The organism is Undibacterium sp. FW305-107 (genome assembly GCF_058788535.1).
In genome coordinates, this window is record NZ_JBYTAV010000002.1 from 15,994 (window position 1) to 40,972 (window position 24,979).

The window sequence follows — 24,979 nt, forward strand, 5'->3', positions numbered from 1 at the left end:
AAAAAAATACTTAACAGGAGACAACAATGCGTCAAACTCACATAGCACTGGGTCTGCTTTCTGCTGCCGTTTTAACGGCTTGCGGTGGCGGCGGTAGTGCTGGTCCAGTCATCGATAACACACCTGCCCGCGGCACACTGGTCGCCAATCCACCTGTACTGGTGCCTATTCCCCAGGCAAGTGGTCCTGCATTGACCAAGCTTGATCCGGTTGTCTTTAAAGCTTCCCTGGATGCCGCCAAACCTGGTTTGACACAAATCACCGGTGCACCCAAGTGCGAAATCAGTACCTACTACATGAAGTACATTACGGTCGGCGGCGCTAATGAAGCGACTGATGCGACTGGTGCCATCATGGTTCCATCTGGCAGCGACCCGGCCTGTACTGGCCCACGTCCGGTCATCCTGTATGCCCATGGCACGACAGTAGAAAAATCTTTCAACATGGCCAACCTGCGTGACAACTCGGAAGCCATCCTGATGGCAGCCATGTATGCAGCGCAAGGTTTCATCGTTGTTGCACCTAACTACGCAGGCTACGATACTTCTGCATTGACTTATCATCCTTACCTGAATGCTGAGCAACAAGCCAATGATATGGTCGATTCCCTGCGTGCTGCACGCAAGGCTTTCGCGACTATCGGCGCGCAGGATTCTGGCAAGCTGGTCATCAGTGGTTATTCACAAGGCGGTCACGTTGCCATGGCAACGCAACGCGCCATGCAAACAACCTATGCAACTGAATTCAAGGTAAGCGCGTTGGCTGGCATGTCTGGCCCTTATGCGATGTCCTTGCTGGGTGACGCAACTTTTGCTGGTAGCCCTAACGCAGGTGGCACAGTGTTTATCCCGCTGATCACAACCAGCTGGCAAAAATCCTACGGTGGTCTGTACTCCAGCCCGAACGAAGTCTATGAAGACAAATACGCAACCGGCATAGAAACTCTGTTGCCAGGTGCACTGACTTTCAATGACCTGTTCACGACTGGTAAATTGCCTGCATACGCCATGTTTGCCAAAGATTCTCTGCCAGGTCCATCTTCTCCTGCATTTGCGGCTTTCTTTGGTGACGGTAACCTGGTGAAAACCAGCTATCGCAATACCTATCTGGCTGATGCACAGAAAAATCCTTGCAACGTCAATCCAGCAGATCCTTTGAGCTGTACTCCTGCCAATCCTTTCCGTAAGGCTGGCGTGAGAAATGACTTGCGTAACTATGTACCTAACGTACCAGTCATGCTGTGCGGTGGTAATGGCGATCCTACGGTGTTCTTTGCCAGCACCCAGGCAACAGCAGGCTTCTTCCAGGCTAAAGGCTTGCCAGCAGCAGCTTTGACAGTACTGGACGTTGATTCTTCGCCAACCAGCGCAGCTGACCCATTCGCTGCAGCTAAAGTTGGTTTTGCCCAAAGCAAGCAAGCAGCGATCAATGCTGCTATCGCTGCCAAAGTAGATCCGACAACAGCGGTCGCCAGCCAGTACCACGGTACTCTGGTTCCACCGTTCTGTAATGCCGCATCCCGTGCGTTCTTCCAGCAAGTTTTGGCTAAATAAGAGAGGACGCCATCATGAAAAAAATTCATTTCGCTGTTAGCGCCTTGTTTGGTCTGGCCTGCGTTTCTTCTGCACATGCTTTTGAAAATACAGTACGTGCAGGTATCATCAATGTGCAGGTACATTCTGAGTCTCCTGATTTCACCAGCAATGGCCCGGCATTCCTGACGCCACAACCCGCCGGCCTGATCGTGCAGAATGCAAATACGCTGGCACTAGGTTATTCTCGCCGTATCAATGATCATCTTGATTTTGATTTTGTGGCTGGTATCCCACCTGAGCATGAAGTAACTGGTCGCGGCACTTTGGCGCCTTACGGTGTTATTTCCAAAGTCAAACAACGCGCACCTACCTTCTTCATCAACTACAATTTTGGTGCGCCGACTGCTACTTTCCGTCCTTTTGTAGGCCTTGGTTTGAACTACACCCAGTTCTTCGATGCGAAATCGACCGCAGTAGGTAATATTGCAACCGGTGGACCAACCAAGATTGATTTGAAGGATTCCGTTGGTCTTGCTGGTCAGTTAGGCGTCAAATATCAATATGATGAACGCTGGTCTGTCACTGCCACCATCGCTGCTGCTAAAGTCAAATCAGACATGACAGCAACGACTGGCAGTATCGAGCGTAAAACGACGATAGATTTCCGTCCTGTCGTGTATTGCGTGGCACTGGGTTACAGCTTCTGATAAGTTGGCTGATAACGTAGTCTGCATAGTTTGATTGGTTTGATAAAAAGGGTTCCAGTAAATTGCTGGAACCCTTTTTTATTTGCTCAAGTGATAAATTGGCTGACAAGCTTGCTCTTCGCAAAAATGACGGATGAAGCTGTCAGCAGTTCGCCTGCTTCTCTCTGCATCTCTCTGCGTCTAAGCTGGCAAGTTAGCCAGGCCGCAGGTTTCTCGCAGTTCATGAGAAGTCCTGGATTTTTTTAAGCAGTTATCCAGCAGTTTATTCCGAAATGGTATATGATGATCGTCATGGGAAATAATTCTTTAAAGCCGAAAGGCACTAGCCGCAAAGAAATTACGCATGAGCGTATCGTTGAAGTTGCTGCCCGTGCAATACGACGTAGTGGCTATGACGGCACTGGTGTCGCTGACCTCATGAAAGAGGCTGGCTTGACGCACGGTGGTTTCTACAGTCACTTTGCCTCACGCGAAGCATTGCTGGCCGAGGCTGCGGACAGGGCAGGGGCGGAGGCGGTGGCTGCTTCTGCCCACATTGCTGCGGCAGTACCGCCAGAGCAGGCATTGCAGGCGCTGGTACAGGCTTATCTGTCAAAGGAGCATTTCGACAGCATAGAAACTGGCTGTCCCGTCACTGCCCTGGGTTCAGAGATGCCCAGGCAGGCACCGGAGGTGCGGCGTGCAGCTACCCGCCGCATCAAAGAGATGATAGATGTCGTGGCCCGTCAACTGCCAGACTGGGGCCAGCCAGGGGCGCACGAAAAGGCGCTGATGATGGTCGCTACCATGGTGGGTACCATGTTGATGGCACGAGCTGTTGATGATCCCAAGTTGTCTGAAAGCTTTCTTGAAGCAGCGCGGGAAAAACTCGCTCCTTCCGATAAGTGATTCCTGTGGATATCTACAGGTTTTTGTTTGATTTAAAATATGATGATTGTCATATTTTATTGTGAAATTTGCTCCTTACTACCCATGAAGCACACAAGTCATATAAATTGGAGAATATGATGAACGAAAAAATAGCGCTGGTGACAGGTGCTTCGCAAGGCATAGGTGCAGCTACTGCCAAGAGGCTGGCGAAAGCCGGTTATAAGGTCTACGGTACCAGCAGAGGTGGGAGCGCAACGGCTGAGCAATCCTTTGAGATGCTGTCATTGGACGTGACCAGCGATGAATCTGTCACGGCAGCTGTCAATGAGGTGCTGCGTTTGAGCGGGCGCATAGATCTGCTCGTCAATAATGCCGGGATAGGTATTGCCCCCGCCGGAGCGGAAGAAATCTCCATAGCGCAGGCCCAGGCGATATTTGATACGAATTTTTTCGGGCTCCTGCGGGTAACTCAGGCAGTCGTACCGCATATGCGACGCCTGGGTGTTGGCCGCATCATCAACATCGGCTCGGTATTGGGTTTCTTGCCCATGCCTTACGGAGCTTTGTACGCTGCGACCAAACATGCAGTCGAAGCTTATTCTGAATCCCTGGATCATGAACTGCGCACCAGAGGTATCCGCGTCACAGTGATCGAGCCTGCTTACACCAAAACAGCATTCGACACGAACATGCTGGAACCCGACACCAAGATGGAAGAGTATCGTGAAATTCGTGCTGCAGTGAATAAGAGAATTAAAGAAGTAATGGAAACAGCTGAGGGGCCTGAAGTCGTGGCTGAGACAGTGTTGAAGGCTGCCAGCGTGCAGCATCCTAAATTGCGTTACACCGCAGGTAGCCTGGCAAATCGCTTGCGCTTGCTGCGCACCTTTGCGCCGGCTGGCCTGATGGATGCCGGGATACGTAAAGACCTGCGGCTCGAAGCTTAGACGCTGTTCTTGCTTCTTGTTCTGGGGAGATCCAAGCCGGAAATGACATGCAAAGTTATCCGCACCAGCAGCCGGCGAGTTGATTTTTACCAGAGACCTTATTTTAATAAATTGGAGTGAGGCATGATGAAAGCTGCTATTGTCGATCGTTACCAGAAAAAGAGTGCGCTGCGAATTGGTCAAATGCCGGTACCGGATATACGGGATGACGAAGTCCTGGTCCAGGTTCACGCAGCAGCGGTTAACCTGCTGGATGCCAAAATACGCGACGGTGAATTTAAACTCATCCTGCCTTATCGCTTGCCGCTTATTCTGGGTCATGATGCGGCCGGGGTCGTGGTCAAAGTAGGTTCCAGAGTACGGCAGTTCAAGCTGGGCGATGAGGTTTATGCCCGGCCAGATGATTTTCGGATTGGTGCTTTTGCAGAATTCATCGCCATCAAGGAAGACTCGCTGGCCATGAAACCAGTGTCACTGAGCATGGAGGAAGCTGCCTCTATCCCGTTAGTAGGTTTAACAGCCTGGCAAGCATTGGTTGAAAAAGCCAATGTGAAACCAGGACAAAAGGTATTTATCCAGGCCGGGTCGGGCGGCGTAGGAACATTTGCGATTCAATTGGCGAAGCATCTGGGTGCATTCGTCGCTACCACAACCAGTAGTGCGAATATTGATCTGGTGAAGAGTCTGGGCGCAGATGTCGTGATCGATTACAAGAAAGACGATTTCGAAAAAATCTTGCAGGATTACGATGTGGTATTGAATAGCCAGGACGCAAAGACCTTGGAAAAATCACTGCAAATACTAAAACCTGGTGGAAAACTCATTTCAATTTCCGGGCCACCGGACGCAGCGTTTGCAGAGGAAATTGGTGCTCCCTGGTTCGTGAAATTGATCATGCGCATGCTGAGTTTTGGCGTCAGGAAGAAATCCATGCGTCGTAATATAAGTTACTCTTTCCTATTCATGAGAGCGCATGGTAGACAATTGCGTGAGATTACTTCCCTCATCGATGCTGGGGCAATACGCTCGGTGATAGACAAGGTGTTTTCATTTGAAGCAAGTAATGACGCCATGGCGTATGTCGAAAGCGGGCGTGCAAAAGGTAAGGTCGTGATCAAGATACGATAGTGGTGGCAAGACCTGTTTGCAGATGGCGTTAATTCCGGCTGGCCATCCCTGGCTGCAAGGTCGGGTCGTATGTACTCGTGTGGAGATGTCTGCAGAAGTGCAAAATCCTCACACCTGCATGTGAGGATTTTGGATTTTGCATGGAAACTGACGGGCTTGCCTGATCTGAGCAGCCCTGTCCGGGCAGCTTGATTAACTGTGTTTCTTTTTGCCTGCTTTCAGGTTGGCAAGCAGAGTTTTGCCATGGCGTGCAGGTGCGGCTGAGCGGTGGACGATTTTAGGTGTCGGTGCCGCACGACGGTTGCCTGCACTTGCCAGTATATTGGTTTGATTCACCTGGGTAACGACCGGCGTTTGTATATGCAAGGTCTGACCATGGGCGACGTTTTCACGCTTCAGATGGTTCCAGGTTTTTAATTCGGCGACACTGACGCGGAAGCGTTTGGCAATGCCAGCCAGGTTATCGTGCTTACTGACCTTGTAGCTGACCTGGCGGGTAGAGGTTTTTTCTATGACCAGTTGTGCTTTTTCGGCGATTTCTAACGAGATATCATGATCTGGCGTTTTGGAGGACTTTGGTACCAGCAAGGTCGAGCCTGCCTTGACCATCATTTTCGCCGGGATGAAATTCACTTCACGTACCACTTCAGGTTTGAGACCCAGTTTGGTCGCCAGCGCTTCTACACGTTCAGTTTTTTGTACAGTGTGGGCGGACCAGCTGGACAGCGGGCCTTGCCATTTGTTCAGGTTTTCTTTGAACAGGGCTGCGTTATCAGTTGGTAGCAAAATCTTGGTATTGCTACCACCGGCAATAACAGGGCGGCTGAATTGCGGGTTTAGTGCTGTAAATTCATCAAGCGGCAATTCTGCCAACTGTGCGGCAACACGGACATCAATATCACGGGTTTTTTCAACTGAGACAAAGTAAGGCTGATTATCCAGCTTGGGCAGAGCCAGATTGAATTGTTCCGGGTGGCCTATGATATTTTTGACAGCCTGCAATTTTGGCAGATAGTTTTTTGTTTCATTCGGCATATGCACAGACAGACTCTGGAAGTCTATCGGCAAACCCAGTGCCTGTTGCTTCTTGATGGCGCGCTGGACTGAACCTTCGCCCCAGTTATACGCTGCCAGTGCCAGTTGCCAGTCGCCAAACATGCCGTACAGCTTTTCCAGATAATTCAGGGCAGCATCAGTAGAGTCCAGTACACCACGCCTGTCATCCTTGAACATGGTTTGCTTGAGGTTGAAATCTCGACCTGTCGCTGCCATGAATTGCCACATGCCAGTTGCCTTGGCAGTGGAAATGGCTTGTGGATTAAAAGCAGATTCTATGAATGGAAGCAGGGCCAGTTCAGTTGGCATGCCGCGTTTTTCCAGCTCTTCTACCACATGGTAAAGATAGCGTGAGCCACGCTGCACTGTGCGCAAAATATATTCGGTACGGGTGCCATACCAGGCCAGTTGATTTGCTACCAACTGGTTTTCCAGGTCAGGTATGGCATAACCTGCGCGTACTCGTTCCCACAAGTCGGTGGTTTTGTCGGTGTAATCAAAATTGGCTACGTCAGCTGGCAATTCCAGATTGACGGCCTGACTGGCGGCAGCAGCTTGTACTGAATTGGTGGTTTCTGGTGCGGATACCAGGGCAAAAACTGGGGGCGGAGCATCTGCAAGACATATTTGTGGTGCCAGGCCAGCTAGCAGGGCGGCAGTCAATATGCTTGGGGAGCTTAGTCGGAATCGTTTCATAGGCAATGAATTGTCTAATCGACCATAGTCGACGTGGATTGCAGAATCGTGTGAGTGTACGCAAGTGCAGTTTGCAGCGTCAAGAAAAATGTCAGCTGAATGACAAGTTTTACATCTGTTACATGGCTGTCGAGTCGGATTTTACCTTTTCTTATAGGTAAGATGGTCTAAATTGCCTCAATTTTTGATAACGTATGCCTAAATGTGTCTAAGTTTTTCTAAAACGAATTTTTCCCTGGTTTGATAATTCGATGTTCAAGCTATATGACAATGAAATATAGGCTGCTGCAAAACAGATGTTGCCAAAGAATATTGAAATACAATACACATCCTCATCGACGTATCTATTCAATCTGGACATGATCTATGCAAAGCACATTGAAACCCTTGATATTGACACTTGCGACTGCTTTTACTGCACTGAGTGCGGATCTGGCAACTGCCGACACGATTATCGATAATGTTCGCGGCTACACCTTGAATCAGGAGGGTAAGTTGCAGCAGTTTCAAGCCCTGGCTTTTGATGACTCTGGCAAGATTATCGGGGTTGGTAAAGTGGCTGACCTGGCAAGCAAATTACCTAAATCCAAACATGTAGATGGTGGAGGTAAAACGCTATTGCCCGGCATGATAGATGCACATGGCCATGTGCTCAGTCTGGGTGCAAGCCAGATGCAACTGGGTTTGCGTGCCACCGCCAATCTGGCAGAGGCGCAAAAGGCAATTGCTGACTATGCGCTTCGCTTTCCCTTGAATCAGTGGATCATCGGTGGTGAATGGAACCAGGCTAACTGGAAGCTGGGTCGCTTTCCAACTGCGCAAGAAATTGATGCAGTAGTCAAAGACCGTCCGGTCTGGTTGTCGCGTGTGGATGGCCATGCTGGCTGGGCCAATAGCAAGGCTTTGCAGCTGGCTGGCATTACAGAAAGTACGCCTGACCCTGCTGGTGGCAAGATAGAAAAAGATGCGCAGGGCAAGCCTACTGGCATACTGGTAGATGCAGCCATGCGCCTGGTCGACAAGGTAGTGCCGCCGGCATCAAATGCCGAGCAGAGGGCTGCCCTGGACCTGGCCTTGCTGGAACTGGCGAAGGTCGGTGTCACCAGTGCGCATGATGCGGGAGTCTCAGAATCTGCCGATAAGTTATTCCGTGAATATGCAGATCAGGGTAAGTTGACGACGCGCATTTATGGCATGGTACGTGGCACCGATGGATTTTTCGATAAAGTTTCGCAGCAGGGGCCCTTGCTGACATATGGGCGTGATTTTTATTCTCTGCGTGCAGTCAAACTGTTTGCTGATGGTGCGCTTGGCAGCCGTGGCGCGGCCCTGATGGCGCCGTATTCAGATGGGCCGCATACGCATGGCCTGCTGTTCAAGACAGGAGATGACATGTACGCGATGATAGAAAAAGCTGCCAGCAAAGGCTACCAGGTAAATGTGCATGCGATAGGCGACGCTGGTAACCGCCAGATACTGGACGGCTTTGCCCGCTTGCCAGCATCAGCATCGAGCAACTTACGCCACCGCATAGAGCATGCGCAAGTCGTGGCTCTGGATGATATTCCGCGTTTCAAGCAATTGGGTATCTTGCCCTCCATGCAGCCTACTCACGCGACATCTGATATGAATATGGCCGAGGACAGGGTAGGGGCAGAACGCATCAAGGGGGCTTATGCCTGGCGCAGTTTCCTGAAGCAGGGTTCACGCATCGCCTGTGGTTCTGACTTCCCTATAGAATCGCCCAATCCATTCTGGGGTGTGCATGCAGCCGTTACCCGTCAGGACATGGCGGGCAAGCCTGCGCAAGGCTGGTATGCCAATCAGGTCATGACAGTGCAGGAAGCCTTGCGCTGCTTTACCCTTGATGCTGCCTATGCCGCACATCAGGAAAATGCGCTTGGCACACTGGAAGCAGGCAAGTGGGCAGACTTTATTCTCATCGACCAGGATATACTGAACATGCCTGCCACCGATATTTACAAGATCAAGGTCTTGCAAACCTGGGTAGCAGGCAAGCAGGTTTATTCAGCCACTAAATAAACTAAATAAACTAAATAAACCCAGCTTTCATGGTGATGCAGGGCGGTTTATGCCGTCCGCAGTTGCAATTGTTTTTCCTGTATGGGCAAGTGCACCAGGGCCGCAGCAACTGCCAGCGTGATATCGATATACCAGAGCAAATTGAAATTGCCATTTGCTTCCAGCACCTTGCCACCAAGCCAGACACCAAGGAAGCCACCGATTTGATGTGTCAGCATGACGATGCCAAACAGGCTGGCCATATTGGCAGGCCCAAACAACTTGGCGACCAGGCCAGCAGTCGGCGGCACGGTGGACAGGAACGTCAGCCCCATCACGGCAGCAAACATCAGTACAACCGTGCCAGTTTTAGGTGCCAGCAAAAACAGGATGATGGCGATAGCACGTGTTGCATACAGCAAGGACAGCAATGACTTCATGCGCCATTTGCCGACCGCCCAACCCATGGAAATGCTGCCTATGATATTGAACAGACCCAGCATGGCCAGCGCCCAGCCACCAAACTCTGCAGGCAAGCCACACAGGCTGATCACACCAGGCAAATGGGTGGCAAGAAAAGCCACGTGGAAGCCGCATACAAAAAAGCCTGCCGCCAGCATCAGGTAGCTGGGATTTTTCAGGGCGATGGAGATCGCCTTGGATGTACTGACCGGTGCTTGTCCGCTACTGGCAGCTAGTACGGGTTTGCCACGTAAGAGATAGGCAGCGGGCAAGGCCAGCAAAACCAGCATGCCCATGATCTGCATGGCATTATTCCAGCCATACAAACCCATGAGCGTGATGGCGATCGGCGCCATCAGGAACTGACCAAAAGAACCTCCAGCATTCACGATGCCAGTCGCAATGCCGCGCTTTTCTGCCGGTATCATGCGGGTGGCAGTTGCCATCAGCACAGCAGGCCCGGCCATGCCCGCTCCACCTGCTGCCAGCATGCCTATGGCAAAGATCAGGCCTGCCGTAGTCGTCATCAGTGGCGTGATGAAAGTACCCACGGCCACCAGAACGATACCAACACACAAGACGCGGCCAGCCCCCATTTTGTCGGCAAAGGCGCCAGCGAATGGCTGTGTCAGACCCCACCACAATTGCCCAAAGGCGAAGGCAAGGCTGATATTGCCCACGCCCAGGCCAGTGGCAGTATTCATGGGGCTAAGAAACAAGCCCATGCTTTGCCGTGCGCCCATGGTCAGGGCAAAAGTACCGGCTGTACCCAGCAGCACCAGCCAGATGGCGGGGTATTTGTTCAATAGATTGTTCCTGGTATTCATATTGTTTTCCGTGAATGTAAGGGCGGACCTGATTTTAAATTATGGTCATCATGATTGTATATATTACGTTTATAATCTATAATGTCAAGAGAATTTATTGATGGAGTAGTGCCATGAAAGTCAGCAGAGAGCAGGCAAATGAAAATCGCCAACGTATTTTGGATGTGGCTTCACAGCTATTCCGGGAACGTGGCTATGACGGCGTCAGCGTGGTTGATCTGATGAAGGGCGCTGGCCTGACCCATGGTGGCTTTTATGGAAACTTTTCTTCCAAAGAAGACTTGATTGCGCAAACCTGCGCACTGAGTCTGGGGCGCTCAGCAGAGCGCTGGAAGAAGTGGCAGGTGGAATCTCCAGACACCGCCCTGTTACGCATCGCCAACGATTACCTGTCTCCTGCGCACAGGGACAAGCCGGGCAGGGGCTGCGCTCTTGCCGCCCTTGGGTCAGATATGGCCAGGCAAAACGAGACAGTGCGCAAGGCTGCCGACAAAGGTGCGCATGACTTGATGGCCGTGCTGGAGGACTTGCTGCCTGGCGAAACGAAAGAGAAAAGAGAAGGCAAGGCCATGCTGGCTTTGGCCAGTATGGTTGGGGCAGTTGTGCTGGCGCGCGTGGCGGAAGATGAAGAATTTTCCCGGCGCATCCTTGCTGCGGTTGCTACGGCACTTGAAACGGCGAGCGACTAAATAGCTATCGTTGGCTGTTGCAAATCGAGCGAATTGCAACAGCCAGCTAAAACTTAACCACCCATGCAGAATGCATTCAATTTATTGCCATCCAGGTCGCGGAAGTAAGCAGCATAAAAACCACTGTCGCCCCTTGGACCTGGACCACCTTCATCTTTGCCGCCCAGCTCAATGGCCTTGTTATACACAGCTTGCACCTGCTCTTTGGTTTTGACGACAAGAGCTGCCATGCTGCCATTACCTACAGTCGCCGCTTCGCCATTGAACGGCGTGATAATGCCCAGTGCGGGGTGTTTGGGGCTGACTCCCCAGGCGACGAAACCTTCTGATTCCATAGTACGTTTGGCACCTATCTCTGCCAACAGCGCATCGTAAAAAGCGGCGGCACGCTTGACATCATTTGTGCCCAGGGTAATGTAGCCTATCATCATGGTCTCCTTGGTAAGCGTTATTGATGAGTTGGCTATTTTGCCACGATTTACTGATTTATTATTGTTTGATTGCTATTCTTCATTCCTATGCAAATCAAACTGCAATGCCGCCAGTTTCGCGTAGACCCCACCTTGCTCTACCAGTGAGGAGTGGGTGCCGGTTTCCACAATACAGCCATGTTCCATGACGATGATACGGTTGGCACGCTGCACGGTTGCCAGCCTGTGGGCAATGATCAGGGTAGTGCGGCCTTGCATGGCCACTTCCAGTGCACCTTGTACCAGGCGTTCTGACTCTGCATCCAGTGCGCTGGTGGCTTCATCCAGCAACAGCAGCGGCGGGTTTTTCAGCAGGGCGCGGGCAATGGCTATCCTTTGTTTTTGCCCACCAGACAGGCGCACACCACGCTCACCGAGGAAGGATTGATAGCCTTCCGGTAGCCTTTCTATAAACTCATGCGCTGCTGCCATTTTCGCTGCTGCTATCACTTCTGCATCGCTGGCATCAGCGCGGCCATAGCGTATATTCTCAAGGGCATTGGCTGAGAAAATGACTGTATCTTGCGGCACCACGCCTATTGCGCCACGCAATTCATGCAGGCTCAACTCGCGTATATTGATGCCATCAAGAGTGATCCTGCCTTGCTGTGGATCATAAAAACGCAGCAGCATCTGGAACAAGGTGGTCTTGCCCGCACCTGAAGAGCCAACGATGGCAACAGTTTCGCCAGGCTGTATGTCGAGGTTCAGATTCAATAAAGCGGCAGTCTTGGGGCGCGAAGGATAATGAAATTCCAGACCTTGCAATGACAATGCAGCTCCTCTGGGATCATGCTCGGCACGGGTAGGCAAGCTCAGTGCCTGTACTGGATTTTGTATTGGTGATTTGACCTCGATCAATTCCAGCAGGCGCTCGGTCGCACCGGCAGCACGCTGGGCATCGCCCATGACTTCAGACAAAGCACCAACAGCACCCGCCACGATGGATGCATACAGGATAAACTGACCCAGTTCGCCGCCACTCATGCGGCCTTGCATCACTGCGTGGGCACCCAGCCACAATACAAAAACAATCGCACCAAAGATCAGCAAGATAGCCATCACCGTCAATAGTGAGCGGGCACGTATGCGGCGCATGGCAGTTTTGAAAGCACCTTCCACTGAGCCAGAAAAACGCTGGGCTTCTATATTTTCATGGGTGAAGGCTTGCACGGTCGGCATGGCATTCAGTATTTCACCTGCAATTGCCGATGCATCGGCAATCCGGTCTTGTGAATCACGCGAGAGCGTGCGCACACGACGACCAAACAGAATGATGGGCAAGACCACCACTGCCAGCATGACGATGATGATGGATGACAGTTTGGGGCTGGTGATAAACAGCATCACCAGGCCGCCAAGGAAAAGCAGGAAGTTACGCAAAGCCATGGAGATGCTGGTGCCTACCACGGTTTGTATCAGTGTGGTATCGGTAGTCAGGCGCGACAGCACTTCACCGGTTTGCGTGGTTTCAAAAAACTCCGGGCTTTGTGTCACCACGTGCGAATACACCGCATTGCGTATATCGGCCGTCACTCTTTCGCCCAACCACGACACCATATAAAACCTGGCGGCGGTTGCGATACCCAACACACAGGCCACACCGAACAGGGCAATGAAGGTCAGGTCCACATGCTTGATACTGTGATCACCGCCGCCAAATCCCAGGTCTATCATCTGGCGGAAAGCATAAGGTATTGCCAATGTGGCACTGGCCGCCACCAGCAAGGCAATACCGGCTAATACAAACTGCATCTTGTATGGTGTGAGAAAGGGAAGCAAGCCTTTAAGGGTTTGCAAGCTGCTACGCTGGGAAATTTCAGCAGTGGAGGTGGGTGTTGCTGGGGAAGTGGTCATGCGCAGTCCAGAATAGTGGGCGAGCGTGGGCTAAGCAAATAGCAAAAGGTATAGATGATGATAGGTGAGTCAAAATCAATAGTCTATGATGCTCTTTTTCTGATGATGAATTATTGATAATATTGACTGCAGCGCGCTCAGCGTGATTCTTGCGACTGAGTGTAGAATCTGAACACTATGCCACATTGAAAGCTCACTGATGAAACGCTTGCTGAAATGGAGTCTGCTTGTATTGGTCGCCTTGCTGCTGATAATCATCATCGTTGCCACCGTCCATATATATGGCAAGCGCGTGCAACGCTCAGGCAATCAGGTACTGACAGGCCTGCAAGCTGAAGTGATGGTGCAATATGATGAGCGTGGTGTGCCGCATATAGAAGCAAAAAATGAAGCGGACTTATATCGCGCCCTGGGTTATGTGCATGCACAGGACAGGCTGTTTCAAATGGAAATGGTGCGTCGCCTGGCCAAAGGTGAACTGGCAGAAATTCTTGGCCCAAAACTGCTGGATACTGACCGTCTTTTCCGTACCCTGGGTTTGCGCAAACATGCTGCCGATTATGCTGCCAGATTCGATAAAAACTCCCCCGCAGTCAAAGCACTCAATGCCTACCTTGATGGCATCAACCAATATCAGGCTACCCACGCATCACCTCTGGAATTTGAATTGCTGGGCATACCCAAGCGCCCGTTTACTGCAGAAGATACGGTCGCAGTGTCTGGTTATATGGCTTATAGCTTTGCAGCAGCCTTCCGTTCTGAACCAGTATTGACACAGATACGTGACAAGCTGGGCGCAGATTATTTGCGCATTTTTGATTTTGCCTGGTATCCCGAAGGTGTCATCAAGTCTTTGCCATTGAGCGCGACAGACTGGGGCAGGATGAATCGCATCGCAACGACGAGTCAGCAAGTTATCGAGGAGTTTGGCTTGCCACAGTTCGAAGGCAGTAATGCCTGGGTAGTTGCTGGCAAGAATACTGCCAGCGGCAAACCCTTGCTGGCGGGTGATCCGCACATCGCTTACTCGGCACCCGCAGTCTGGTATGAAGCCCATCTCAAAATGCCAGGCTTTGAATTATATGGTCATCACCAGGCACTTAACCCTTTTGCCTTGTTGGGGCACAACCAGAATTTTGGCTGGACGCTGACCATGTTTCAGAACGACGATGTTGATTTTATAGCTGAAAAAATCAACCCGCAAAATTCCAATCAAGTTTGGGTCAAAGAACAATGGGTGGATTTGCAAAGCCGTGAAGAAATCATCAAGGTCAAAGGTGCGGACGCAGTTAAACTGCAATTGCGAACGTCCCCTCATGGCCCCATCATCAGCGATGCCTTCCGTCAGGCCTGGGGCGAGGATCAGACTGCCAAGCCCATCGCCATGTGGTGGGCATTTCTGGAAACTGAAAATCCTGTACTAGACGCTTTTTATGAATTGAATCGCGCGAGCACAAAAGAAATTGCTGCCCATGCTGCCAGCAATATCCATGCACCCGGTTTGAATGTGGTGTGGGCGAATGTGCAAGGCGATATCGCCTGGTGGGCGGCGGCGAAACTGGTCAAGCGGCCCACGGATGTGAATCCGGCCTTCATACTTGATGGCAGTACAGCAGAGGCTGACAAACCCGGCTTTACTGATTTTGCTGATAACCCGCATGAAGTAAATCCAGCTCGTGGTTTTATCGTCTCTGCAAATCAACAACCTTTGCCAGCCGCAGATTTTGCTATCCCCGGTTATTACAATCTGAACGAGCGCGCACGCAGGCTGGAAGCCTTGTTGTCGAAACCTGGCATGAAGTGGGATACCAAAAACAGCCAGGCTCTGCAACTTGAAAACAAGACCGATTATGTCGCTCAGATTTTGCCATCCATATTGCCGATTTTGCGCAAGCAAATAACTGATGCAGATGGCAAACGCCTGCTGGAGCAACTGGAAAAATGGGATGGCAGTTACCAGGCGAATAGCATAGCACCCACCATCTTCAGCCAATTGCTGTATCAGATCATCTATGCGGCGATGGCCGATGAGGTGGGTGAAGTACAGTTCAAAAATCTCTTGCGTACCCGTGCTCTTGACTATGCCTTGCCACGCCTGCTGGCCGATGCAAGGTCACCCTGGTGGGATAATCGCTCAACAGCAGCGGTCGAAACTCGCGACGATATCTTGGCACTGGCATGGCGCGACAGCATCGCGCATTTGCAAAAGACGTTTGGTGCGGACAGCAAGCAATGGACTTGGGGCAAGGCGCATACGCTGACACACAAGCATCCGCTTTCACAGCAAAAACCTTTGGACAAGATATTCAACATAGGCCCGTTTGAAGTGGCTGGCGGGCGCGAGCTGCCGAATAATCTGGCAGCAGCAATAGGGCCAGCACCGTGGGACGTAGTATATGGCCCATCGACACGACGCCTGATTGATTTTGCCGATGCCTCGAAAGCTTTAGGTGTCAATCCTGCAGGGCAGAGCGGGGTTTTATTTGATGCACACTACAATGATCAGGCGGCAGCGTTTGCGGCTGGGGCTTATGTGCCGCAGTATTTGAATGAGAAGGATGTTGTGGTGCATGCGAAGAGCGTGTTGATGTTAAGCGGGAAATAATCTGCACTATTTGTAATGTAGTCCAAACGTATTCTTCTGAAATTGTGCTGTACATGGCAGCGTCATTCCTGCGCGCTGTTGGCAGGAATCCACCGGGCTGGCGTTCCAGAGGCGTTTTTAGTAAGCCTTGAAGTGATTTACTCGTCCGCTTTTCAACACCTGTATTCATCATTGATGATTGCAAGCTGGAGGGAGACCAATAATCACTCCCTTTCTTGTCTCTTGCCAAGAAAAATGAAGCAAAAAGAGGCGACCCGGACGTCGTCACTTCTGCTGGGTTCCCATTTCGCAAGAAAAGCGTGGAATGCTGGAAATTCCCGCTGCATAACAAGCATTAGTAAATCAGATCGATAATTTTTATTTCTGATCGAACTTCCTTTACATTAAATTATCATTTCGTTATACACTGAGTGCATAATTTTTTGATAATAAAAAAACAAAAAACAATCTTCAAACCGAAAAAAGCACTATTGTTATTTTTCATTAATTTCGAGTATTGCCCGAAATTAATGGACTACTATACAAAGAGATGTTTTGGTGGATGTAGCATGGGACTGTACCTCGGGTAGATCAGGTGGGGCAAACCTTGAAGCGATTTTCCAAATCTAAAAGGACAATACTGACAGCGTTTGTTGCTGCGGCTGTCGTTGTCGTCAGTTTGACGGTCAGTATTTGGAAGGTCGCAAAAGATGCCGCTGAGGCTTCGGAGCTGGTTGCGCATGCGCATGAAGTATTGGATCTTATTTTACGTGCAAACAATGATGCCACCAAGGTGGAATACGCCAGTCAGAATTTCCGGCTTTCCGGAGAGGCGCACTGGCTCGCAGAACGAGACGCAAAAATTATTGATAGAGAGAAGACTCTCGAACGTATCAAGATCTTGACTGCAGACGATGCAAGCCAGCAAGAAAACTGGAAGCGCTTGCGTAATGTTGTCAATGAACGTATCGCTATCTCCAAACATTCCGAATTGATACGAAAAACAGAGGGCTACGCAGCCGCAACTGCATATATTGCAACCGCCCCCTTGATTGAAACCAGGCAGCGTATGTACAGCATCCTGCGTGAAATGGAAAATCAGGAAATGTCGCTATTGGAGATGAAAAATCGCGACTTTGTCCAGGCACGTATCCAGATGGCAAGCATTAGCAGTGGTGTAGCTCTATTGTTGCTATTCAGTTTGGGAGGCACTTACTTATTGTTTCTATCGCAGCTGCGTACCAATGTTGGCTTTCAGCGGGCACTCGCTGATAGTGAAGAAAATCTCAGCACAACTTTGCATTCGATTGGTGATGCAGTACTCGCGACTGATAAGAATGCGCATATTATCCGTATGAATCCTGTGGCAGAACTCTTAACAGGATGGGATTTTGTCCAGGCAAAAGGCAGGCATGTTGACGAAGTTCTTTACTTAATCCATGAAGAAGAAAATTCACCAGTATCCGCTCAAATAGCAGAGATTGTGGCGGGTGGCGAACACATGCAAGCTTTACGTCCTACGGTACTGATTTCTCGCAGCCATCATGTATATCCGATTGCAGGCAGTGTTGCCGCAATCAGTAATTCATGCAAGCAAATTAGCGGTACTGTCATCGTATTCCGGGATGAAACAAACGCACGCCAAGCTCAAAAAATCATCCTCGAACAAAATGAGACACTTGAGCTACGCGTACGCGAAAGAAGCATGCAATTGCTTGAAAGCGAACAGCATCTGAAAAAAATTATCAATAGCGTTCCTGCTCTGATTGCGTTTGTCGATGCACAGCAACGCTATGTCTATGTAAATCAGCAATACCATGAACGCTTTGCGGCTGAGAAAGCAGATATTTCCGGTATGACTGTAGAAGAAATACTAGGAAAAAATCGCTATGTGGTCGCTGCGCCGATGATAGAAAAAGTCTTGCAGGGGCGTGCGCAGAGTTATGACTGGCAACCGTTTCCTGGGGTCTGGCAAGCAATCAATTACATTCCGAAACACGACGCCGAAGGCATTATTTCCGGTTACTACGTGCTTGGTCTTGATATTACAGAACGTAAGCACGCGGAAGAAAAAATTAATACCTTGAACAATGAACTGGAGCAGCAGGTTTACCAACTGGAAAGTGTTAGCCGGGCCTTATGTACCATCAGCGCTGGAAATAAAGCGATGCTGTATGCTACAAATGAACAGGCGCTGCTCGACAGCATGTGCAAAGCCATCGTCGACGTCGGTAACTATGCAATGGCCATCGTCTTATACCGTATCGATGATGAGTTTAGAACAATGATGCCGATGGCAGAAACCGGATTTCCAGGAGGGCTTGCTGGTTTGCATGAAATGAAGGTGAGTTGGGGTAATAATCCATATGGCCGTGGTGTTGTTGCGACGGCTGTGAGGACATCGCAAACTTCAGTCGTGGCAGATTTACAGTCTGATCCATACTATGCACTATGGTCTGAAAAATTTTCTCCTTGCGCTTGTGCGATTGCCTGTCCGCTGCATGTTGAAGGCCAGACCATTGGTGCGATCGCCGTTTATGCAAGCGAAAAGGATGCTTTTGGAGACAAGGAAGTTGCCCTGCTGTCAGAGATGGCCGATGATCTCGCGTTTGGATTAAGCACACTTCGCGGACGCGAAGAAAAGAAAAAAACGCGCCTGGCGATAGAGCGCCTCACGCGTTTCGATACTTTGACTGAATTACCAAACGAAACCCAGTTTGTTGAATCTATCGTTGCGGCCATTAACAGCGGTAAACGGCCACAAGCGTTCACTATCCTTCAAACGAATATTGAACGTTTGAACGAGATTAACGTCGCCCTCGGCTTCAGCCAAGGTGACCAGTTGATCAAAGAACTAGGTGCACGCTTGAGACAACTTGTTCCGGACGAGGCAATAGTTGCTCGCCTTCGTGGCGACGAATTTGGCATTCTCTTACCTGATTGTGGTACCGAAGATGCAATTGCTTGTGTTCAGAATATAGAGAAGTCATTGCAGTCGCCGTTCATGATTTCTGGAATTCCTATTGATGTTTCGGTAAAAATTGGTATTGCCCTATTTCCGCAGCACGGTAACACGCCGCATGATTTGTTGCGATTCACCGATATGGCGGCAATGCAAGCAAAACGGCAAAGCGCCGATTATGTGATTTTTGATCCGGTGCAAAAGCAAGATCAGGCACGTCACCTGAATATGGCTGGCGAATTAAAGCATGCGATAGAAGCTGGTGACCTTAGGCTATATCTGCAACCTAAAGTTGAGATGAGTACTGGACGAATATGTGGTGCCGAAGGTTTGGTCCGTTGGAAACATGCAACGAGAGGATTGATACCACCTGGTGAATTTATCAGCCTTGCAGAGCACACGGGTTTAATTAAGCCATTGACAGAGTGGGTAGTTGAAACAGCTTTGCGCATGAATCAGATCTGGGGAAAAGACGGAAAAGCTTTACCCATCGCAGTCAACTTGTCGTCACGCAATTTACGTGACGACAAATTAGTAGGAAAAATTTTGCATTTGCAGGAAGTATTTGATGCGCAACCAGGCTTACTCGAAATCGAAATCACCGAAAGTATGGTGATGGATGATGCTGAGTTCTCTTTGCAAGTGTTACGGGAGTTGCGTGCGATAGGTATCTCTATGTATATCGATGACTTTGGCACTGGTTATTCGTCGCTCAGCTATTTACAAAAATTGCCAGTCGATTACATTAAAATTGATCAATCGTTTGTATCCATGATGATCGAGAGTAAGGAGTCGTCCAGAATCGTCCAGTCAACCATAGATCTGGCACATGATTTGGGCCGTAAAGTAGTAGCTGAAGGAGTGGAGACTCAACAGCAATGGGATCAACTGGCACTATATGGCTGTGACTTTGTACAGGGATACTTTATTGCAAGACCTATGCCAGCAGATGAATTTCAAAACTGGATGGAGCAATTTCAACATAGTCATCTGAAACTCTCTTCTTGCCCGATCGTAGAGGCCAGCACAATTGGCACGTGACATACTTGAGTGGGTATTGAGGTAATAAAATGTCTGCACAAATAATGTGCTCCGGGGTTTATTGAAAACTCTAAAAATAGTTATTTATTTAATAAAATATTCAGCCCGTTCACAGTTTTTCTGTAAATATTTCCACACTCAACTACCCAAGCCCTTGCAAGCCTTATATAATCGCGCTACTTGATCGGGAGAGCGTGACGAAAGTTGCCGCCGAAGGGGCTAATACCCAAAAAACTCTCAGGCACAAAGGACCGATCAACGGGGTAGTTAAAAGTTGCCCCAACTCTGGAGAGCGGTAGCGGCAGACATGTTTATTTTATAAATATTCGCCGGACTACCCACCGAAGGTGCGCACGGGCAGCAAACATACAAGGCTCCCGTAATCTCTCAGGTACCAGGACAGAGGGGTATGCGATTTCAGCGCATGCGGCGTTTATTCGCCGGCATGCGTTTGTTCGTCCCTTCAATCTGGTAACGAGGCACTCATGACGCAAGCAGCGACATCACTCAAGGCAACTCCTCTCAATGCAGCCCATCGTGCGGCTGGTGCAAAAATGGTTGATTTTGGCGGCTGGGACATGCCTGTCAACTATGGTTCCCAAATCGAAGAACATCATGCAGTGCGCACTGATTGCGGCATGTTTGATGTATCTCATATGTGCGTCGTTGATCTGCAGGGCGAGAATGTACGCAGCTTCCTGCGTGGCCTGGTGGCAAACAATGTCGATAAATTGCAGGTCGCGGGCAAGGCTCTGTATTCCTGCATGTTGAAGCCTGAAGGCACGGTCATTGATGACCTCATCATTTATTTCTTCAGCGAAAACTGGTTCCGCCTGGTCGTCAATGCTGGCACGGCAGAAAAAGACATTGCCTGGATGAATGCCCGCAATGCAGAAACCAATAGCGGCCTGACTATTACCCAGCGTCGCGATGGCGCAAATGCTTTTGCTCTCGTAGCAGTGCAGGGCCCGAACGCCCGCGCCAAAGCATGGGAAGTCTTGCCAGAAGCCAAGGCAGCCAGCGCAGAAATCAAACCTTTCAACGCAGTCATCGTCGCTGAGACTTCCTTCGGTGAAGTCATGGTGGCACGCACTGGTTATACCGGTGAAGATGGTTTCGAGATTGCCGTTTCTGCTGATCGCGTGACTGATTTCTGGAATGCCCTTGTCGCAGCGGGTGTCAAACCTGCTGGCCTTGGCGCGCGTGACACCTTGCGTCTGGAAGCTGGTATGAATCTGTATGGCCAGGACATGGATGAAACAGTCAATCCGCTGGATGCTGGTCTGGCCTGGACTATCGACCTGGTCAGCGAACGCGATTTCGTCGGCAAGCAGGCACTGCAGAAACAAGGACAGAATGCCCAGTTCCTGGGCCTGATCCTGCGTGAAAAAGGTGGCATACTGCGCGCGCACCAAAAAGTAGTATGTGCACAAGGTGAAGGCGAAATCACCAGCGGTACTTTTAGTCCCACAATGGAACAGGCAATTGCGCTGGCGCGTTTGCCTATGGGCGTGTCTGTAGGCGATACTGTACATGTTGTTATCCGCGACAAGCAACTGGCAGCATCTGTTGTCAAACTGCCTTTTGTCCGTAACGGCAAAATCCTGGCCGTATAATTTGATCTGCAGTCAGTACAGCTACTAGTACTGACTACTATTGATTAGCCACTCATTATTATCTAAAACAATTTATTTAACTGGAGCCCATCATGAACGTACCAGCAGACCTGAAATACACGACATCCCACGAATGGGTACGCACAGAAGCAGACGGCACGATCACTGTCGGCATTACTGAATTCGCTCAGGATGCTTTGGGCGATATCGTTTTCGTTGACCTGCCTAAAGTTGGCACAGCACTAGAAGCTGGCAAGGATTGCGCAGTGGTTGAATCCGTCAAGGCAGCTGGTGATATCTACGCACCAGTGACTGGCGAAGTTGTCGCCATCAATGAAGAACTGGCCGATGCACCAGAGTCCATCAATGCTGATGCGTTTGCTGCATGGCTGTTCAAACTCAAGCCAGCCAATATTGCTGATGTTAATGCCTTGATGAATGCTGAAGCTTACGCCAAGAACATCGCTTAATAGATTCATTAAGAGAGGTAGCCCTGTGGTTGCCTCTTTTAATATGGATTTGCCTGTTGCAATGAAATCCTTGGTCCCGCATAGCTACACCTGATATTCCACGTTACTCTTCTGTACCTCATATACCATGACCCGTCCTTCACTGACCCAACTGGAAGCGCATGACGCTTTCATCGCTCGCCATATCGGCCCTTCTGAAGCAGAACAAGCCGCCATGCTGAAAACCCTGGGCTATGCTGACCGCACAGCCCTGATTGATGCCATCGTCCCAGCCAATATCCGCCGTCACGATGTGCTGCCACTGGCGCAATTCACAGAAGCCAAGTCCGAACAGGAAGCACTGACAACATTGAAGGCACTGGCGTCGAAAAACCGTGTACTGAAGTCTTTGATCGGTCAGGGTTATTACAACACGCATACACCAGGCGTGATCCTGCGCAATATCTTTGAAAACCCTGCCTGGTACACAGCTTACACACCTTACCAGCCAGAGATTTCCCAAGGCCGTCTGGAAGCCATTTTGAATTTCCAGCAAGTCATCACTGACCTGACTGGCATGGATATCGCCAATGCATCCATGCTCGATGAAGGCACGGCTGCTGCTGAGGCAATGACACTGATACAGCGTGTAGGAAAATCCAAATCAAATGTGTTTTATGTTGGCGATGATGTCTTGCCACAGACCCGAGAAATCATAGAAACCCGCGCCAAGCCGCTGGGTATCGAGGTGCGTACTTGCACGGGTACAGAAGCACTGGACAATGATTGCTTTGGTATCTTGCTGCAATATCCTGGCGTGGACGGCGCCATCCGCGATTACCGCGAATTTGCTACCACCTTGCATGCCAAAGGCGCGATGGTCATCGCTGCTGCCGATTTGCTGGCATTGACACTGATCGCTTCCCCAGGTGAATGGGGTGCTGACGTTGTTGTTGGTAACAGCCAGCGCTTTGGCGTACCACTGGGCTTTGGTGGCCCACACGCAGGTTACATGGGTACACGCGATGCATTCAAACGCAGCATGCCTGGCCGTCTGGTTGGTGTGACTGTCGATGCACAAGGCAACAAGGCTTATCGCCTGGCACTGCAAACACGTGAACAACATATCCGCCGTGAAAAAGCCACATCGAATATCTGTACTGCACAGGTGTTGCTGGCAGTGATCGCTTCCATGTATGCCGTCTATCATGGCCCTGCAGGCTTGCGCCAGATTGCCTTGCGCGTACACCGCCTGACGGGTGTTCTGGCTGGCGGCCTGAAGCAACAAGGTCTGGCTATCGCCAACACCACTTACTTTGACACCCTGACAGTGAATGTCGCCAATGCTGCTGCCTACCATCAGGCTGCCCAGGCTGCGGGCTACAACCTGCGCCAGATCAGCGCAACACAGGTTGGTGTGTCTCTCGATGAGACAGTGACACGTGCTGATGTTGAAGCTCTGTGGGCGATTTTTGCCAAGGCCAGCGGCATCACGACAACGCCAGATTTTGCAGCGATAGAAGCTGGCGTCAATGATGCCTACCCGGCAGCGCTGACACGTGGTACGACTTACCTGACACATCCAACCTTCAACCGCTATCACGCAGAACATGAAATGCTGCGCTACCTGCGCAGCCTGGCAGACAAGGATCTGGCGCTGGACCGCACCATGATACCGCTGGGTTCATGCACGATGAAGCTCAATGCCACCAGCGAAATGATTCCTGTGACCTGGCCAGAATTCTCCAGCATCCATCCATTCGCGCCAAACGATCAGACCATCGGTTACCGCGAAATGATCGATCAACTGGAAGCCATGCTGTGCGCAGCAACTGGTTACGATGCCGTGTCCCTGCAGCCAAATGCCGGTTCCCAAGGTGAATACGCAGGCTTGCTGGTGATCCAGGCTTACCACGCATCCCGTGGTGAAGCACACCGCAATATCTGCCTGATTCCATCTTCTGCACACGGTACCAATCCAGCGTCAGCCAGCATGGTAGGCATGGACGTGGTCGTGGTGGCTTGCGATGACAAAGGCAACGTTGATCTGGCTGACTTGCAAGCCAAGGCAGAAAAACACAGTGCCAACCTGGCAGCAGCGATGGTGACTTATCCGTCTACGCATGGTGTGTTTGAAGAAGGCATACAGCAATTGTGCGAAATCGTGCATAGCCATGGTGGCCAGGTGTATGTCGATGGCGCGAATATGAATGCACTGGTTGGCGTTGCCGCACCAGGCAAGTTTGGTGGGGACGTCAGCCATCTGAACCTGCACAAGACTTTCTGTATTCCTCACGGTGGTGGCGGCCCAGGTGTAGGCCCGGTTGCAGTTGGTGCGCATCTGGCGAAGTTCCTGCCTAACCAGAAATCTACTGGCTATGTCCGTGGTGAAGATGGTATCTCTGCCGTTAGTGCTGCGCCATTTGGCTCTGCCAGCATCTTGCCTATCTCATGGATGTACATCGCCATGATGGGAGCAGAAGGCTTGAAGGCAGCAACAGAAACAGCAATCCTGGCAGCGAACTACATCGCCAAACGCCTGGCACCGCATTACCCTGTCCTGTACAGCGGTCATGATGGCCTGGTTGCGCATGAGTGCATTCTGGATCTGCGTCCATTGACAGATGCTACTGGCATCAGCAATGAAGACGTGGCCAAACGCCTCATCGACTTTGGTTTCCACGCACCGACCATGAGCTTCCCTGTGCCTGGCACACTGATGATAGAGCCGACAGAAAGTGAATCTCAGGCTGAACTCGACCGTTTCATCGATGCCATGATCAGCATCCGTGAAGAAATCGCCAAGGTGGCCAGTGGTGAATTCGATGCCAAGGATAATCCGCTGAAACATGCGCCACATACAGCAGAAGTGTTGATCGCCAATGAGTGGCCACATGCTTACAGCCGTGAAGTGGCAGCTTACCCGGTTGCTTCCCTGCGCAAGAATAAATACTTTGCGCCGGTTGGCCGTGCAGACAATGTCTATGGTGACCGCAATCTGTTCTGCTCTTGCATACCAGTCAGTGATTACGAATAAGTATTGACTGCTTGGCTCAAAATG

At 50.5% G+C, this 24,979-nt stretch carries 16 protein-coding genes and 2 riboswitches; of the genes, 12 read left to right on the forward strand and 4 right to left on the reverse strand.

Annotated elements, in window-relative coordinates; translation table 11 throughout:
* Nucleotides 1-26: 26 nt before the first annotated feature.
* The 5 genes from AC3WQT_RS04135 (at nucleotide 27) to AC3WQT_RS04155 (ending at nucleotide 5,187) form a co-directional block, all read left to right on the forward strand.
* A complete protein-coding gene (locus AC3WQT_RS04135; protein ID WP_492702569.1) occupies nucleotides 27-1,553 on the forward strand; it encodes an alpha/beta hydrolase in 1,527 nt (508 codons plus the stop codon).
* Between the two features lie 14 nt (nucleotides 1,554-1,567).
* Nucleotides 1,568-2,242 carry an OmpW/AlkL family protein gene (locus tag AC3WQT_RS04140; RefSeq protein WP_492702571.1) on the forward strand — a complete coding sequence of 225 codons (675 nt, stop codon included), beginning with the start codon at nucleotides 1,568-1,570 and terminating at the stop codon, nucleotides 2,240-2,242.
* A gap of 279 nt (nucleotides 2,243-2,521) precedes the next feature.
* On the forward strand, nucleotides 2,522-3,130 hold the full coding sequence (locus tag AC3WQT_RS04145; RefSeq protein WP_492702572.1) for a TetR/AcrR family transcriptional regulator: 609 nt from the start codon (nucleotides 2,522-2,524) through the stop codon (nucleotides 3,128-3,130).
* 119 nt (nucleotides 3,131-3,249) lie between these two features.
* On the forward strand, nucleotides 3,250-4,059 hold the full coding sequence (locus AC3WQT_RS04150; RefSeq protein ID WP_492703099.1) for an oxidoreductase: 810 nt from the start codon (nucleotides 3,250-3,252) through the stop codon (nucleotides 4,057-4,059).
* 126 nt (nucleotides 4,060-4,185) lie between these two features.
* On the forward strand, nucleotides 4,186-5,187 hold the full coding sequence (locus AC3WQT_RS04155; protein ID WP_492703101.1) for an NADP-dependent oxidoreductase: 1,002 nt from the start codon (nucleotides 4,186-4,188) through the stop codon (nucleotides 5,185-5,187).
* Nucleotides 5,188-5,379: 192 nt separating this feature from the next.
* On the opposite strand, the gene AC3WQT_RS04160 is transcribed toward AC3WQT_RS04155, so the two are convergent.
* Nucleotides 5,380-6,939 (reverse strand): transglycosylase SLT domain-containing protein, encoded by a 1,560-nt coding sequence (locus tag AC3WQT_RS04160; RefSeq protein ID WP_492702574.1) that lies wholly within the window; start codon nucleotides 6,937-6,939, stop codon nucleotides 5,380-5,382.
* A 366-nt stretch (nucleotides 6,940-7,305) separates the two neighbouring features.
* Between AC3WQT_RS04160 and AC3WQT_RS04165 the strand changes: the two genes are divergently transcribed.
* Nucleotides 7,306-8,982: an amidohydrolase gene (locus AC3WQT_RS04165; RefSeq protein ID WP_492702576.1), complete on the forward strand. Its 1,677-nt coding sequence runs from the start codon at nucleotides 7,306-7,308 to the stop codon at nucleotides 8,980-8,982.
* A 47-nt stretch (nucleotides 8,983-9,029) separates the two neighbouring features.
* On the opposite strand, the gene AC3WQT_RS04170 is transcribed toward AC3WQT_RS04165, so the two are convergent.
* Complete coding sequence (locus AC3WQT_RS04170) at nucleotides 9,030-10,250, reverse strand: MFS transporter (RefSeq protein WP_492702578.1); 1,221 nt, start codon at nucleotides 10,248-10,250, stop codon at nucleotides 9,030-9,032.
* A 113-nt stretch (nucleotides 10,251-10,363) separates the two neighbouring features.
* Here AC3WQT_RS04170 and AC3WQT_RS04175 point away from each other — a divergent pair, with 113 nt between their 5' ends.
* Entirely contained in the window at nucleotides 10,364-10,939 is a 576-nt protein-coding gene (locus AC3WQT_RS04175; RefSeq protein ID WP_492702579.1) for a TetR/AcrR family transcriptional regulator, read from the forward strand.
* A gap of 53 nt (nucleotides 10,940-10,992) precedes the next feature.
* Here AC3WQT_RS04175 and AC3WQT_RS04180 read toward each other — a convergent pair whose 3' ends face one another.
* Entirely contained in the window at nucleotides 10,993-11,370 is a 378-nt protein-coding gene (locus AC3WQT_RS04180; protein ID WP_492702580.1) for a VOC family protein, read from the reverse strand.
* 72 nt (nucleotides 11,371-11,442) lie between these two features.
* Nucleotides 11,443-13,266, reverse strand: a complete 1,824-nt coding sequence (locus AC3WQT_RS04185; protein WP_492702581.1) for an ABC transporter transmembrane domain-containing protein — start codon at nucleotides 13,264-13,266, stop codon at nucleotides 11,443-11,445.
* A 199-nt stretch (nucleotides 13,267-13,465) separates the two neighbouring features.
* Here AC3WQT_RS04185 and AC3WQT_RS04190 point away from each other — a divergent pair, with 199 nt between their 5' ends.
* The 5 genes from AC3WQT_RS04190 to gcvP all read left to right on the forward strand — a co-directional run bounded on the left by AC3WQT_RS04190 (nucleotide 13,466) and on the right by gcvP (nucleotide 24,955).
* Nucleotides 13,466-15,871: a penicillin acylase family protein gene (locus AC3WQT_RS04190; RefSeq protein WP_492702582.1), complete on the forward strand. Its 2,406-nt coding sequence runs from the start codon at nucleotides 13,466-13,468 to the stop codon at nucleotides 15,869-15,871.
* Nucleotides 15,872-16,457: 586 nt separating this feature from the next.
* Entirely contained in the window at nucleotides 16,458-19,853 is a 3,396-nt protein-coding gene (locus AC3WQT_RS04195; RefSeq protein ID WP_492702583.1) for an EAL domain-containing protein, read from the forward strand.
* A 175-nt stretch (nucleotides 19,854-20,028) separates the two neighbouring features.
* Nucleotides 20,029-20,117, forward strand: a riboswitch (glycine riboswitch).
* 11 nt (nucleotides 20,118-20,128) lie between these two features.
* Nucleotides 20,129-20,266: riboswitch (glycine riboswitch) on the forward strand.
* A gap of 72 nt (nucleotides 20,267-20,338) precedes the next feature.
* On the forward strand, nucleotides 20,339-21,469 hold the full coding sequence (gcvT, locus tag AC3WQT_RS04200; RefSeq protein WP_492702584.1) for a glycine cleavage system aminomethyltransferase GcvT: 1,131 nt from the start codon (nucleotides 20,339-20,341) through the stop codon (nucleotides 21,467-21,469).
* A gap of 92 nt (nucleotides 21,470-21,561) precedes the next feature.
* Nucleotides 21,562-21,939 (forward strand): glycine cleavage system protein GcvH, encoded by a 378-nt coding sequence (gene gcvH / locus AC3WQT_RS04205; protein ID WP_492702585.1) that lies wholly within the window; start codon nucleotides 21,562-21,564, stop codon nucleotides 21,937-21,939.
* A gap of 127 nt (nucleotides 21,940-22,066) precedes the next feature.
* Nucleotides 22,067-24,955 (forward strand): aminomethyl-transferring glycine dehydrogenase, encoded by a 2,889-nt coding sequence (gcvP, locus tag AC3WQT_RS04210; protein WP_492702586.1) that lies wholly within the window; start codon nucleotides 22,067-22,069, stop codon nucleotides 24,953-24,955.
* Nucleotides 24,956-24,979 lie beyond the last annotated feature (24 nt).

Excerpts from the sequence above, each read along its gene's own strand:
- gcvT (WP_492702584.1), top strand. The coding sequence starts at position 20,339 with ATGACGCAAGCAGCGACATCACTCAAGGCAACTCCTCTCAATGCAGCC.
- AC3WQT_RS04160 (WP_492702574.1), bottom strand. The coding sequence starts at position 6,939 with ATGAAACGATTCCGACTAAGCTCCCCAAGCATATTGACTGCCGCCCTG.
- AC3WQT_RS04180 (WP_492702580.1), bottom strand. The coding sequence starts at position 11,370 with ATGATGATAGGCTACATTACCCTGGGCACAAATGATGTCAAGCGTGCC.
- AC3WQT_RS04190 (WP_492702582.1), top strand. The coding sequence starts at position 13,466 with ATGAAACGCTTGCTGAAATGGAGTCTGCTTGTATTGGTCGCCTTGCTG.
- AC3WQT_RS04145 (WP_492702572.1), top strand. The coding sequence starts at position 2,522 with ATGATGATCGTCATGGGAAATAATTCTTTAAAGCCGAAAGGCACTAGC.
- AC3WQT_RS04185 (WP_492702581.1), bottom strand. The coding sequence starts at position 13,266 with ATGACCACTTCCCCAGCAACACCCACCTCCACTGCTGAAATTTCCCAG.
- AC3WQT_RS04165 (WP_492702576.1), top strand. The coding sequence starts at position 7,306 with ATGCAAAGCACATTGAAACCCTTGATATTGACACTTGCGACTGCTTTT.
- AC3WQT_RS04135 (WP_492702569.1), top strand. The coding sequence starts at position 27 with ATGCGTCAAACTCACATAGCACTGGGTCTGCTTTCTGCTGCCGTTTTA.
- AC3WQT_RS04150 (WP_492703099.1), top strand. The coding sequence starts at position 3,250 with ATGAACGAAAAAATAGCGCTGGTGACAGGTGCTTCGCAAGGCATAGGT.
- gcvP (WP_492702586.1), top strand. The coding sequence starts at position 22,067 with ATGACCCGTCCTTCACTGACCCAACTGGAAGCGCATGACGCTTTCATC.
- AC3WQT_RS04140 (WP_492702571.1), top strand. The coding sequence starts at position 1,568 with ATGAAAAAAATTCATTTCGCTGTTAGCGCCTTGTTTGGTCTGGCCTGC.
- AC3WQT_RS04170 (WP_492702578.1), bottom strand. The coding sequence starts at position 10,250 with ATGAATACCAGGAACAATCTATTGAACAAATACCCCGCCATCTGGCTG.
- gcvH (WP_492702585.1), top strand. The coding sequence starts at position 21,562 with ATGAACGTACCAGCAGACCTGAAATACACGACATCCCACGAATGGGTA.
- AC3WQT_RS04175 (WP_492702579.1), top strand. The coding sequence starts at position 10,364 with ATGAAAGTCAGCAGAGAGCAGGCAAATGAAAATCGCCAACGTATTTTG.
- AC3WQT_RS04155 (WP_492703101.1), top strand. The coding sequence starts at position 4,186 with ATGAAAGCTGCTATTGTCGATCGTTACCAGAAAAAGAGTGCGCTGCGA.